This window comes from Cohnella xylanilytica, from assembly GCF_014212175.1.
Lineage (GTDB): Bacteria > Bacillota > Bacilli > Paenibacillales > Paenibacillaceae > Cohnella > Cohnella xylanilytica.
In genome coordinates this window covers 25011-38336 of sequence record NZ_JACJVR010000031.1, presented here as the reverse complement: position 1 = coordinate 38336, position 13326 = coordinate 25011, and the positions used below count along the sequence as shown (strand labels likewise).

The window sequence follows — 13326 nt, the reverse complement described above, 5'->3', positions numbered from 1 at the left end:
AGCAGGATCTTGTTGCCGTGGAAAAGCGTAAAGCCGAACCCGCGGGGTCTCGCCCCCCTCACTTCATGCCGGTCAGCACGATCCCTTCGACGAAGCGCCGCTGCGCGACGACGAACATCAGAATGATCGGGATCGAAGCGAGAATCGAAGCCGCCATCAGAAGATTCCACGGCGCCAGCCGGAACTTGGACGACATCATCGCGGCCATGCCGATCGGCAGCGTGAAGTTCTCCTGCGAATCCAGGTACAGCACCGGGGCGAGCAGATCGTTCCAGCTCCAGATGAAGGTGAAGATCGCCACCGTCGCCAGCACCGGACCCGCGAGCGGCAGCGTCAGGCTCCAATAGAGCCGGAACTCGCCCGAGCCGTCGATCCGTCCGGCGTCGTACAGCTCGGCCGGAAGCGTCGAGAAGAACTGCCGCAGCAGGAAAATCATATAAGCCGACCCGACGAAGTTCGGGAGAATCAGCGGAAGCAGCGAATCGTGCAGCCCGAGCTTCGTGAACAGCAGGAACTGCGGAATCATGATCGCCGGATACGGCAGCATCATCGTGCTCAGCACGAGCATGAACAGAACCTGGCTGCCCTTCGCCCGGTACCGGGAGAAGCCGAAGGCGACGAGCGACGACGAGAGCACCGTGCCGAAGACCGAGAAAACGGCGACGATAACGCTGTTCATATATTGCCGGCCGAACTTGATCTCCGAATTGACGAACAGCTCCTTGAAGTTCCCCCACGCGAACTGCTCCGGGATGACCGTCGGCGGGAACCGCAGCATCTCCTTGGTCGTCTTCAGCGCGGTCGCGACCATGAACCAGAGAGGCGAGAGCATGATAACCGTTACGATCAGCAGGGCGGCGACGCCCAGGACGGAGGAGAGCTTAGGCCCTCTTCGCCGGGGCTTGCAAGCGGCGGCGCTTGTCGTTAGCTCGCTCATCGGCTCGGCCCCCCTTCGTAATACACGTAACGGTTCGACGCCTTCATAATGGCGAACGTGACGACCATCACCGCGACGAGCAGCAGCCAGGCCAGCGCCGACGCGTAGCCGTAGCGGAAGTTCTTGAAGGCGTTCACATAGATGTTGTAGACGTAGAACCACGTCGAGTAGCTGGGGCCGCCCTGCGTGATCGTGTAAGCCTGCGTGAACACCTGGAAGGAGTCGATCATCCCGACGATCAACTGGAACAGGAATACCGGAGAGATCATCGGCAAGGTCACGTTCCGGAACGACCTCAGCGGTCCGGCTCCGTCCAGCTTCGCCGCCTCGAGCAGATGCGAGGGAACTCCCTGCAGGCCGGCCAGGAAGATGAGCATGCCCGTCCCGACGCCCCAGAACGACATGATGACGAGCGCCCATATCGCGTACTTGGCGTCAAGCAGCCAATGGATCGGCTCGATGCCGAACCAGGACAGGACGTAGTTGAACAGCCCCGCCTGCGGATTGAACACCCAGAACCAGAGAAGCGACATCGAGACGCCCGAGATCATGCTGGGAAAATAGACGGCCGTCCGGAAAAAGCCGCGGAGAGGCCACTTCTGGTTGATCAGGATCGCGAGCAGCAGCGACAGGACGAGCGTGAGGGGGACGCTGACGACCGTGTACTTGACCGTCACCCGGATCGAGTTCCAGAATTGCTCGTCCCGGAACAGCTCCCTGTAGTTGCCCAGCCCGATCCATTGCGGCGCGTGAATAATGTCGTACTCCGTGAAGCTGTAATAGAACGAAGCGAGCACCGGGAACAGAGCCAGCGCGATAAATCCGACGAGCCAGGGGGAGATGAACAGGTAGAAGTACCGTCCCTCCCGGATCCTGCGGCGGGATTGCTTCATCCGCGGAGCCTCCTTGACGATTAGATGCCTGCAGCATGGTCAAACAAGGAACGAACTCAAAAAATTGCGAAGCAACTCTTGCCAGCCACCTCCCCGAAAGTTAAATCGCTTTAACTTTTGATTCTTAGGGATCCCCTTTTGATTCTTATTGCTGGTTATGATTCTAAACGAAGTTTCCGGTTCATTTCAATAGAAAAGTTAAAGCACTTTAACTTTTGTGAGAATAACGCAAACAATGACTCCAATTGACAGAAGTGGGACGTCGTTGTCTAATGAAAAAACAGACATCATGGACCGGAGGCTGGCCTCTTGACGATCAAAGCGAAGCTCTCGATCTTTATCTTCGCTCTCGTGGCGGCGATATTGGTACTCAACATATCGATCTATTACGCTTCGACCAGTTCCGACCTCTCGAACCGGGCGAAGCAGCAGATGAACGTGATCGCCAAGCAGGTCGGAGCGACCGTCGAGGCGACCCAGCAATCCCGCAGATACATGGAGGAATCTTCGGGCGTCATGCTGCGGAACGCGGCCATCGCGGCCAAGGAGCGGCTAAGCCCCCGGATCGACCGGGTGACGAACGAGGAGCTGGCCAGGCTGAGCAAGGAACTGGGCGTCGGCCACATTACCCTCTGGGTCCGCAAGACCGACGGCGACATCGTCGCGGCCAAGTCTTCCGATCCGGAAGAGCTCGGGCAGAGCTCCCGGACGTGGGATTATTGGTTCACGGCGTTCAATCAGCTGTTCGACGACCGGAAGGTGACGATTCCGCAGGGCCAGAAGCTGGATCACTTCTGGTCGGGCCCGATCAACTTCGCGACGAGCAACCCCGAGCACATCAACAAGTGGGGGTACTACTACGACGGGACGACCGATTACATCATCAACCCTTTCATCGACGCCCAGCAGTTCCTCGACTACGAGAAGACGGCCGGGACCGAAGCCGTCATCGCCAAGATCATGCGGGACAACAAGGACGTGCTCGACATCACGGGGTTCGATCCCCGGTATTTCGGCAAGGAGAAGATTATTAAATATAAGAAGGGCAAGCCAGTCTACAATCTGGACGTGCGAGACGTCGTGTTCGGCTCGTACCGGTACAGCGACCCGAGCGACGGCTCCTACATCCTGCAGGCGGCCGAGTCCGGCGAGACGATCGCCGTCCAGAAGAAGATCGGAGGGACGCGCGTTCTCAAGAGCTTCATCCCGGTCTCGGGGCCCGACCTCTCGTACGTGATCGGCTTCAGCTTCAACGGGGAGTCGCTTCGCAGCCAGGTGAACCGCCAGCTCGTGCTGCAGGTGATCATCTCGTCCACGCTGCTCGCCGCCGCGCTGGTCGCGAGCTACCTGCTCGCCGGCTTCATGCTGCGGCCGGTCAACCGGATTCTGGCGACGGTGAACGAGATCGCGGTCGGACGGTTCGGCAGCAAGCTGGAGATCCGCTCCAAGGACGAGCTCGGCCTTCTCTCCTCCCGGATCAACGCGATGGGGGACAGCTTGCAGCATTACACGTCCCGGCTGAAGGAGTCCGCCGAGGAGCTGCGCAGCACGAAGCAGTATCTCGAGTCGTTCGTCAACCACACGTCGGACGCTATCCACGTATCGGATCTCGAAGGTCGCGTCACGCAGGTCAACCGCGCCTTCGAGACGATGTACGGCTGGAGCGAGGAGGAGATTCTCGGGAAGGCGCTGCGCAACGTCCCCGAGGAGCTGGAGAAGGAATTCGGCGACGTCTGGGACACCGTCCTCGCGGGCGGGGCGGTCGCCGACCTGGAGACCGTCCGCTACGCGAAGGACGGGAAGCCGTTCGACGTCAGCCTGACGGTCTCCTCCATCCGGGACGAAGCGGAGAGGATCGTCGCGGTCGCCACGATCTCGCGGAACATCACGGCGCGGAAGCAGACGGAAGAGATGCTCCGCCGCTCGGAGAAGCTGTCGGTCGTCGGCCAGCTCGCCGCGGGAGTCGCCCACGAGATCCGCAACCCGCTCACGACGCTGCGGGGCTTCGTCCAGCTCCAGCAGCAGCAAGGCTCCATTCCGCCCGCCTATCTGCAGATCATGCTGTCGGAGCTGGACCGCATCAACTATATCGTCAGCGAGCTGCTCATCTTCGCCAAGCCGCAGGCGGACCGGTTCCGCCTCGCCCCGATCGCGGACATCATTCGCGACATCGTCCTGCTGCTCGATTCGCAGGCGAGGATGAACAACGTGCGGATCGAGACCCGCTTCTCGGAAGAGCTTCCGGACATCCGCTGCGAGGTCAACCAGCTCAAGCAGGTGTTCCTGAACGTGCTGAAGAACGGCATGGAGGCGATGCCGGACGGCGGCGTCCTGTTCGTCGAAGCGTATCGCGCGCCGCGGGACGGAGGCGTCGTCGTCCGGGTGACGGACCAGGGCGAAGGCATTCCGGAGGAGCATCTGGCCCGCCTCGGCGAGCCGTTCTTCTCGACGAAGGAGAGCGGCAACGGGCTGGGACTTATGGTCAGCCAGCAGATCATCTCGAACCACAAGGGCACGATGCGGTTCGAGAGCAAGCTCGGCGAGGGCACGACCGTCGAGCTCCGGCTTCCGAGCGGCAGCGAGGAATAAGGGGCGGCGAGAGTGGAGGGCGGCCGGGCGGGAGCGCGCAGCCCCGCTCGGCCGCCCTCGCCGCCGCCATCCCCGGCTCTCTTGCTCGACTTTCCCGAAACTCTAACTAACGTTTCTTCCGTTGCAGAACCAGACTCGCGTCTTCCGCGCTCTCCAACTGACGTTTCTTCCGTTACGGCACCGAAATCCCGCTTTTCACTCACTCTAACTAACGTTTCTTCCGTTGCAGCGCCGGACTCGCGTCTTCCGCGCTCTCCAACTGACGTTTCTTCCGTTACGGCACCGAAATTCCCGCTTCTCGCCCATTGTCTCTAGCCCGTTCTCACTTGCGCTCCTTCCGTTCCCCCATCGCCGCCGCGAGCGCACCGGACAGCTGGAACCGCCATTTTGGCGGTTCCAGCTCCAGCGAAGCTGATGGCGCTTGTTGTAACCTCCATTTTGGAGGTTACAGAACGCGCGAAGCCCATTCCGCTCGCTGCAACCTCCATTTTGGAGGTTACAGCGGCTCCTGGGCCGGGTTCGTCCGCTGCAACCGCCATTTTGGAGGTTACAGTCCCGACTCGGCCGCCACCGCCCTGCCGGCTGTTGCGGCCCCAACATGAGAAGACCAAGAGACGCCATGGCCCTTGGTCTTTTGGCTTTTATGAGCTCCGCTCACCGAGTCCCTGCCCCCCGCCTCCCGCGCCTCGCGCCTAGACGGCCGAGCTCCTCAGCACCTCGTACACGTCCGCGTACTCGTAGCCGTGCGCCTCCGCGACCGCCTTGAACGTCACGCGCCCCTCGGCCGCGTTGATCCCCTTGGCGAGCGCCGGGTTGTCCAGCGCGGCTTGCCGGTAGCCCTTGCCGGCGATGAGCAGGCCGTACGGCGTCGTGACGTTCGTCAGCGCGATCGTCGACGTGCGCGCGACGGCGCCCGGCATGTTGGCGACGGCGTAATGGACGACGCCGTGCTTCACGTACGTCGGATTGTCGTGCGTCGTGATCCGGTCGATCGTCTCGATCGACCCGCCCTGGTCGATGGCGACGTCGACGATGACCGAGCCCGGCGCCATGCTCCGCACCATCTCCTCCGTCACGAGCCGCGGCGCCCGGGCGCCCGGGATGAGCACGGCCCCGACGACGAGGTCGGCCCCCCGCACCGCTTCCGCGATGTTGTGGGGGTTCGACATCAGCGTCTTCACGCGCCCTTGGAACAAGTCGTCCAAGTGCCGCAGCCGGTCCGCGCTAATGTCGAGGATGCTCACGTCCGCGCCCAATCCCAGCGCCATGCGCGCCGCGTTCGTGCCGACGATGCCGCCTCCGACGACGGTCACCTTCCCCGGGGCGACGCCCGGCACTCCGCTAAGCAGCACCCCTTTGCCCCCATGCGCCTTCTCCAGAAAATGAGCCCCGATCTGAATCGACATTCGCCCCGCCACTTCGCTCATCGGCGTCAGCAGCGGCAGGCTGCCGTTGTCCAGCTGAATCGTCTCGTACGCGATGGCCGTCACCTTGTTGTCGACGAGCGCCTTCGTCAGCTCGTACTCCGGAGCCAGATGCAGATACGTATACAGAATAAGCCCCGGGCGAAAAAAGCCGTACTCCTCCGCCAAAGGTTCCTTCACCTTCACGACCATGTCGGCCGCCCACGCCTCCGCCGCCGTCGGCACGACCCGGGCGCCGGCATCCTCGTAATCGCGGTCGGAAAAGCCGATGCCGAGCCCCGCCCCCGTCTCGACGAACACCTCGTGCCCCGCCTTGACGTACGAGACGACCGAGCCCGGCGTCATTCCGACGCGGTTCTCGTTGTTCTTGATCTCCTTGGGAACTCCGACGCGCATGCGCATGGCTCATCCCTCCTGCTTTTACGTTATGCTCATGACTTCCTTGAAGGTGCTCCGCCGCCAACTCGATCCCCATCGGAACCGAAGCTCCGAATATCGCCCGCGAGGCGGATGGTCGAGCGGCTCCCGCATCTCCGCCTCCAGCCCCTCCCCGAGGCGGCGGGGTCTTTCCGCTGGATTTTCCCGTTCCATGATCTCCAAATTCTTCAGCGCCAATGCGCAGGCCGCCGGATTGCCCCCCGAACGTGTTCGCACGGCGGAGATACCTAATCGAGCCGGAGGGAGCTGCTGGGCGCTCTGAAGCCGCTTTTCCCGTCTGGCGGAGCCGCCCAATGCGCAGAAGCCGCCCCGCGCCCCCCGCGCGAAACGGCTCCTCTCTCTTCCCTTATATGACGCGGCTCAGGAAATGTTCCAGGAACCGCTCCGCGTCCACGCCGAAGCAGACGCCGGCGTTCGGCTCGCCGTCCGGCCGCTCCGCCGTCCGGGCGAGCGTCTCGCCTTCGGTGTCGACGACGAGCCGCACGCGCTCCACGTTCACGAAGCTCGGATCGATGACGACGCCCACGGCCAGCGGATCGTGCAGGGCGCACCCACCGATGCCGGGATACCCTTGCTCGTAGAAATCGATGTAGAACTCCGCCATATCCGCGAAGAATCGTCCGACTTCTCCGCTCTTCTCGCGCCAAGCCTCGACGCGGGAATACGGCAGCAGCGTCTTCATCGTCACGTCGAGCCCGACGAGCGTGATCGGCAGCCCGGAGCGGAACACGAGATCCGCCGCCTCCGGGTCGCTGTAAATATTCGCTTCCGCGTAAGGCGACACGTTGCCGGGCGCCCGAACGGCGCCGCCCATGATGACGACCTGCTCGACGAGCCCGGCGATGCCCGGGTCCTTGCGCAGCGCCAGCGCCAGGTTCGTCAGCGGGCCGACGAACACGAGAGTGAGCCGCCCTTCGCGGGCGCGCACCTGCTCGATGATGAAGTCCGCCGCGTCCCCCGGCAGCGCCCGGCGCTTGGGCTCGTCCCACTTGGCGCCGCCGAGCCCCTGCTCGCCGTGGATATGCCGCGGATATTCCGACTTCGTCCGGGTGAGCGGCTGAGCGGCCCCGGCTACGACGGGCGCTTCGCTTCCCAGCTTCTCCAGTACGATTAACGTATTGCGGGTCGCTTCTTCGACGGTGATGTTGCCGAAGGTCGTGGTGATGCCCAGAACGTCCAGCTCCGGGGAACGAACGGCGTAGGCGATGGCCAACGCGTCGTCGACTCCGGTGTCGACATCCAGGATGATCGGTCTGGCAGTCAATCGATTACCTCCCTGACTTCGCTTCGTTAGGTGATGCTCTCCTCCCTAACATAACATAATCCGAGGGCAGACGACTATTTTTTCCCTAGACCCGAATCAACCCCGTCGTATAGAGGAACACGAGCACGATCAGAATCGGCACGACGAGCCGCAACAGCCAGATCCACACGAAGAGCCAGCCGCCGGTCAGCCCCGCTTCCCTTCCCGCGCCTCTCCACACGTACCCGGCGAACAAGGTCACGAACAGCCCTCCGAGCGGCATCATGATGTAAGAGGTGACGAAGTCGAACAGGTCGAAGTACGTCTTGCCCCCGATCGACCAGGACGCAAGAGGTCCTCCCACCGACAGCGCCGCCGGAACGCCGACGAGGAAGCAGACCGCGGACACGATCCAGGAAGCCCGCCTGCGGCTCCATCCCCACTGTCCCATCGCGTACGCCACCGGCACTTCGAGGATGGAGATGGCCGACGTGAATGCCGCGATGGCGAGCAGCGCGAAGAACAGCCCTCCGAACAAGAAGCCGAGCGGCATCTGGGAGAACGCCGCCGGAAGCGCCATGAACGCCAGCCCCACGCCTTCCCCCGGCTCGAGCCCGAAGGAGAACACCGTCGGAAAGATGACGAGCCCCGCGATAAAAGCGTACAGAAGGTCCCCCGCGCCGATGGCCATCGAGGCCCGTCCGAGGGACTGTTCTTTTCGCACATAGGAGCCGTACGTCAGCATGCAGCCCATCCCGAGCGACAGCGAGAAGAAGGCGTGCCCGAGAGCGACGAGCGCCGATTCCGCGTTCAGCCTGGAGAAGTCCGGCCGAAGGAAGAAGCTTACTCCCTCCCCCGCCCCTCGCAGCGTAAGCGAGCGGATCATCAGCACGACGAGGATGATCAGGAAGCCGGGAATGAGCACCTTGTTGAACCGCTCGATTCCGCCGGCCACCCCCTTCGCGATCACCGCGCCGCACGCCAGCATGATCACCGCCTGCCAGAGCAGCGGCCAGTACCCGGAAGCGAACGAGACGAACTTCTGCTTGAAGTCGGGATTCCCTCGGAACAGCAAGCCGGTAAACGACTCCGCCATATAATGCAGAGTCCATCCCGCCACGACGGCGTAATACGCCATAATAAGGAAGGCCGTCAGCACGGAGAACAGCCCGAACGCGCTCCAGAACCGGCTGCCGCTCAGCTGATAGAACGCCTTCGAAGCGCTGCCCCGCCCTCCCCGGCCGATCGCCATCTCGGCGAGCAGAACGGGCAGCCCCACGACGACCAGGCAGCAGATGAACAGCAGGAAGAAGGCGGCCCCGCCGTATTTGCCCGTGATATAGGGGAACTTCCACATGTTGCCGAGCCCCACCGAGCTGCCGATGGCGGATAGGATGAAGCCGCTCGCCGTGAATCTCTCCGCCGCCTTCTCCTCCTGCTTGTCCATGCCGCGCGCCCCTTCCGTTCCGAACAGGTAGTCGCCGTATAGAGTGCCCGGCCCCCACACCATTCATTCCCAAGCCTCATAGGATGACGGAGCGAGCTCTCGCTACCGCCCAGAGGAAAGGAACGAAGCAGACATGCCATCGGAACCTAGCCGGGAACCCCGTTCCTCGGCCGCCATCGACGTGCTCATTCCCGCCATCGAGAAGGACTTGGCCACCCTCCCCCATGCTATCGACGGCATCCGGAAGCAGGTGCGCGACCCGATCGGACGCATCTACGTCATCTCCCCGGAGAGCGCCAAGATCCGCCGGCTGTGCCTCCGCAAGAACTGCAGGTTCGTCAACGAGAAGAAGGTGTTGAAGCTCCGAAAAAGCCAGATCCGATACGGCTCCAAGAGGTGGGAGCGTTCCGGCTGGCTCTATCAGCAATTCCTCAAATTCAGCGGCGACCGGGTCGCCAAGCGCAGGCGCTTCCTGACGATGGACGCGGACACCGTGCTCGTTCGCCCGCATCGCTTCCTGAGCGGCTCCAAGACGACGTTCTACTGCCGCGGCTGGAGCCAGCCCGAATACTTCCGCACGTACCGGAGGCTGCTCGGACGCAAGGCGACCGCGCGCTCCTCCTTCGTCGCCCATTACATGCTGTTCGACAAGGCGAAGCTGGCCAAGCTCAAGGCGGAGATCGAGAGGAAGCACGGCATCAAGTGGTATAAGGCGATTATGAAGAGCATCGACAGATCGAAGCCGTTCGGCTTCTCGGAATTCGAGACGTACGGCAACTACGTGTATTCGAACAACCCGTCGAGCGTCCGGATGAAGGCGGCGCGGAACAAGCACGTTCACCGTCCCTACCGCTCCTTGTCCGACTCCGAGCTGCGGCGGCTGGCCGCGAAGTATCGCTCTCTCTCCTTCCACCAACGCAAGATCTACTCCCGCGGGAGAAAATAGGGATTCGCCGCCGCCGCGCGCGCCTACTGGCGGGAGTCTTCGGGGAAGATTCCGCCCAAGTCGACGGACAGGCACGGGATCGTCCGCGAGACGAGCCGGTCCTCCTCGGTCAGCGTCGCCGCGAGCCGGTAACCGCCCTCTTCCAGCACGAATTGGTCGACGGTGCGATAGATCGGGTCCGCCAGCCAATACTCGGGGACGCCGAATCTCTCGTACAGGTTTTTCTTGATCGTTTTGTCCCGTTTGCCCGTGCTCTCCGACAGAATCTCCACGAGCAGATCGGGAACGCCGAACACGTATCCGTCGCGGATGATGCCGAGATTCTCGGCGGAGATATAGATCACGTCCGGCTGCACGATGTTCTCTTCGTCGAAATGGACGTCAAGAGGGGCGAGCAGCGTCTCGCCTTCCTTGGCGCATCCGTCGTGAAAAGACAAGTAAAGGTTGGTCAATATTTTCTGGTGCGCGTACTTGGGGGAAGACAAGAAATCGTAGCGAATCCCGCCGATGATTTCGAACCTTTCCGGCATATCGTACACCTCTTGCCGTTCCTTGATCTTCTCCGGCTGGTCGCTCCTCTTGTGTCGAGATATCGAACTCATGGCCGTCGCTCCTCTTGCTTTTTCAACATTATACCATTTCCTTCTACTTATGGATCAGCCCGAGCCATTGCCAGTAGGGGACGCTGGCGACGACCGCGACGATGACGGCCAAGGCGTAGGCGAACGCGACGCGCTGCCCTTGCCGGTGGCTGAACGCCTTGCCCTCCGCGCTGTAGTAGGCGGTGAGATAGGTCGGCGATTGGTAGGCGAAAAAGAAGGGGTCCGTCGCCAGCAGGATGGCGAACACGAGCACCCACGGGTCGATCCCGGCCTGCTCCGACAAGGGCAGCATGGCGATCACGAGCAGAATGACGGCCGGATCGTCCCGGACGACCAGCGTCACCGCGAACGACAGCAGCATAACGACCGCGAGGAACAAGGCGGGCGAGCCGATGAACCCCGCCATGTGCTTGCCGAGGAACTCGGACATCGCTTGGACGATGCCGAGCTCCTTGGCCGCCTCGGCGAAGCTGAACGCGATTCCGATGAACAGCAGGAACGTCCAATCCACCCCGTTTTTGAGCGTCTGGGTGTCCAGGGCTCCGGTCAAGAGAAGCGCGGCGAAGCCGAGCAGCATGACCCAAGCGTTGTCGATGCCGTGCAGCGGCTGCAGGATCAGAAGCGCAATACATACGATGACGGTGCCGACCGTCCAGCGTTCGTCCTTCGTCCATTTGCCGAGAATGCGGAGCTGGTCGTCCAGCACCTGCCGCGAGATCGGACGGCCCGCCGATGTCTTCGTGAACATGAACCTCATAAGGACCAGCATGATGACGGCGAAAATAACAAAGGCCGGAAGCGCGTAATAAAACCACTCGAACCAGTTCGGCGGCTTCGCCCCGGAGACGAGGCCGAACGCCATGACGTTCGTGTACGAGCCGGTCAGCACGAACGGCGCGGCGAAGCCGTAGAACACCATCGCCGCAAGGCCGAGACCGGCGGAACCGTGGCTTCGGTCGCGGAACCCCATCGACTCCGACAGCGTTCGGGCGATCGGCACTCCGAGCGATACTTTGGCCGACGACGACGGGATAAGCGGATTAAGCGCGATGCCGCCGGCGACGATTCCCCGCAGCTGGCCCCGGTAGTGGGCCGGGAACCGCTTCAGCGCATGCAGCGAGAGCCGGTATAGAATGCCGGACTTCGTAATGGCGGCTCCGATGGCGAGAATGAACAGCATGTAGAGCCAGGTCGTCGAAGCGAAGCCGGATAAGGCGACTTCAGGCGCGACGAGGCCGCCGAGCACCCAGGCCATCGCCATGAGCAAGGCGACGAGATAGTCCGGGATGACGTTGACCATCCATAGGGCGACGGCGGCGATGCCGATGCCGATGAAGTCCATCCCGTGGCGGGACAAGCCTCCGAACGGCTCGGCGAAGTGGAAGAACAGCAGGCTCGCGAGCACGACGACGGCGGCGGCGAGTCCGCTCCACCGCTTCCCCTTGAGCAGCGAGGCCGCCCGGGAGGCCAGCTCCTTGGACTTCTCCTGCTCGAGCTTCTGCTTGGCGAGCCGGTACGCCCGCTCTTCGGACTCCGCCGCTTCCTGCGGGGAGCGGGCGATGGCCTCGGCCTTGCGCAGGCAATCGATCGCCTTCTGGCGCTGGCCGATCGCTTCGTATAGTTCGGCGGCGGTCTCATAGAGCAAGGCCGTCTGCTCCGGCGCGTAGGCGAAGCTCGCCCGCCGGTCGAGCGCCGCTTCGATGGCGGCGAGGCCGGCCTCTCTTCCCCGTTCGGCGCAGAACTTCGCGTAGCGCGCCAGAACGGAGAATCGCGGCAGCAGCAGCTCGGCGGGACAGCGGTCGAGCAGCTCGTAGCCGGAAGCCGTTGCGGTCTCGGCGGTCTTCGATACATTTGCCGATTCCGGCTTCGCCTCCTCCGGAAGCGTCTCCGGCATTGTGTCCGGTACTGTCTCCGATTCTGTCTCCGCCGTTGCCGCCGTCTCGCCCGTCGCCGTCGCTTCCGTTCCCTGCCGTTCCGCGATGTTCAGCGCCGCTTCCCAATCTCCCCGTTCGGCGTAGATCGCCGCGGCCGAGGCCCAGTCCCCGCGGGCTAACCAATACTCGGCCGCCTGACGCAGCCAGCCCGCCGTCTCCTGCTCGGTGTGCCTCCCCAAGTATCGCTCCGACACAATCGGCTTGACCCTCGGGTGCAGGCGGAACCTCCCTTGGGCGCGCGCCGCTCCATTCTCCTCCTCGTCCGGCCGAATGAATTCGAGCAGGCTCGAATGGGCGGCTACGAGCTCGGCCAGCGGTCGATCGACGCCAAGCAGCGCCTTAGCCAGCCCTTGATCGGCATACGGCAGCATCGCGCACGCCGTTATCATCCGCTCCAGCTCCGGAGGAAGCTTGTCCGCCTCTTCCAGCACCCGCTTCGTTTGCGCTTCCTTGGAAGATTGCAGCCGGTCGTTCGTCTGCACGAGCCGCTGGGAGAGGAGGCGGATGAAGTAGGCGGAGATGGACGTTTTGTCGGCGATGAGCTGGCCGAACGCCTCGTTGTCCATCTCGTAGAGGATCGATTCCGCCGCCGTTACGGCCGTGGCCGACCGGGGCTCGCCGGTCAGCAGCGCCATCTCGCCGAGCGTATCCCCTTCTCCCAGCAGCGCGAGCGGCTGCCGGCTCCCGTCCGCCATCTCGGAATACAGCTGCACCTTGCCTCGCTCGATGATAAACAGGCTGCCGCCCGGGTCGCCCTGCCTGAACAGCTCCGCCCCTGAGGGCCGGACGCGCTTCTCCAGCTTGCCCAGCACCTGCGCCAGCTCCATATTCGACAATCCTCGGAACATCTCGATCCCCAGCAAACTCATCGCA

9 protein-coding genes are annotated in these 13326 nt (G+C 62.9%); 2 read left to right on the top strand and 7 right to left on the bottom strand.

Annotation, left to right across the window (positions count from 1 at the left end):
• Positions 1 to 58: 58 nt before the first annotated feature.
• A complete protein-coding gene (locus H7B90_RS08805) occupies positions 59 to 937 on the bottom strand; it encodes a carbohydrate ABC transporter permease (protein ID WP_185135490.1) in 879 nt (292 codons plus the stop codon).
• The gene (locus tag H7B90_RS08800; protein ID WP_185135489.1) at positions 934 to 1830 is read right to left on the bottom strand and encodes a carbohydrate ABC transporter permease; all 897 of its coding nucleotides are present in this window, start codon (positions 1828 to 1830) and stop codon (positions 934 to 936) included. Before H7B90_RS08800 ends, H7B90_RS08805 begins: the two co-directional genes overlap by 4 nt.
• Positions 1831 to 2139: 309 nt before the next feature.
• On the opposite strand from H7B90_RS08800, the gene H7B90_RS08795 reads away from it, so the two are divergent.
• Positions 2140 to 4419, top strand: coding sequence for an ATP-binding protein (locus tag H7B90_RS08795; RefSeq protein ID WP_260410876.1), 2280 nt, complete (start codon positions 2140 to 2142; stop codon positions 4417 to 4419).
• Positions 4420 to 5111: 692 nt separating this feature from the next.
• On the opposite strand, the gene ald is transcribed toward H7B90_RS08795, so the two are convergent.
• The 3 genes from ald to H7B90_RS08780 form a co-directional block, all read right to left on the bottom strand.
• Entirely contained in the window at positions 5112 to 6239 is a 1128-nt protein-coding gene (gene ald, locus H7B90_RS08790) for an alanine dehydrogenase (protein WP_185135574.1), read from the bottom strand.
• Between the two features lie 388 nt (positions 6240 to 6627).
• On the bottom strand, positions 6628 to 7545 hold the full coding sequence (locus H7B90_RS08785; protein ID WP_185135488.1) for a nucleoside hydrolase: 918 nt from the start codon (positions 7543 to 7545) through the stop codon (positions 6628 to 6630).
• Between the two features lie 85 nt (positions 7546 to 7630).
• A complete protein-coding gene (locus tag H7B90_RS08780; RefSeq protein WP_185135573.1) occupies positions 7631 to 8971 on the bottom strand; it encodes a sodium-dependent transporter in 1341 nt (446 codons plus the stop codon).
• A 133-nt stretch (positions 8972 to 9104) separates the two neighbouring features.
• On the opposite strand from H7B90_RS08780, the gene H7B90_RS08775 reads away from it, so the two are divergent.
• Positions 9105 to 9917: a DUF6492 family protein gene (locus H7B90_RS08775; RefSeq protein ID WP_185135487.1), complete on the top strand. Its 813-nt coding sequence runs from the start codon at positions 9105 to 9107 to the stop codon at positions 9915 to 9917.
• A gap of 23 nt (positions 9918 to 9940) precedes the next feature.
• Here the strand turns inward: H7B90_RS08775 and H7B90_RS08770 are convergent, their stop codons facing one another.
• Positions 9941 to 10519 carry a Uma2 family endonuclease gene (locus H7B90_RS08770; RefSeq protein WP_185135486.1) on the bottom strand — a complete coding sequence of 193 codons (579 nt, stop codon included), beginning with the start codon at positions 10517 to 10519 and terminating at the stop codon, positions 9941 to 9943.
• Positions 10520 to 10562: 43 nt separating this feature from the next.
• Positions 10563 to 13322, bottom strand: a complete 2760-nt coding sequence (locus tag H7B90_RS08765) for an SLC13 family permease (protein WP_185135485.1) — start codon at positions 13320 to 13322, stop codon at positions 10563 to 10565.
• Positions 13323 to 13326 lie beyond the last annotated feature (4 nt).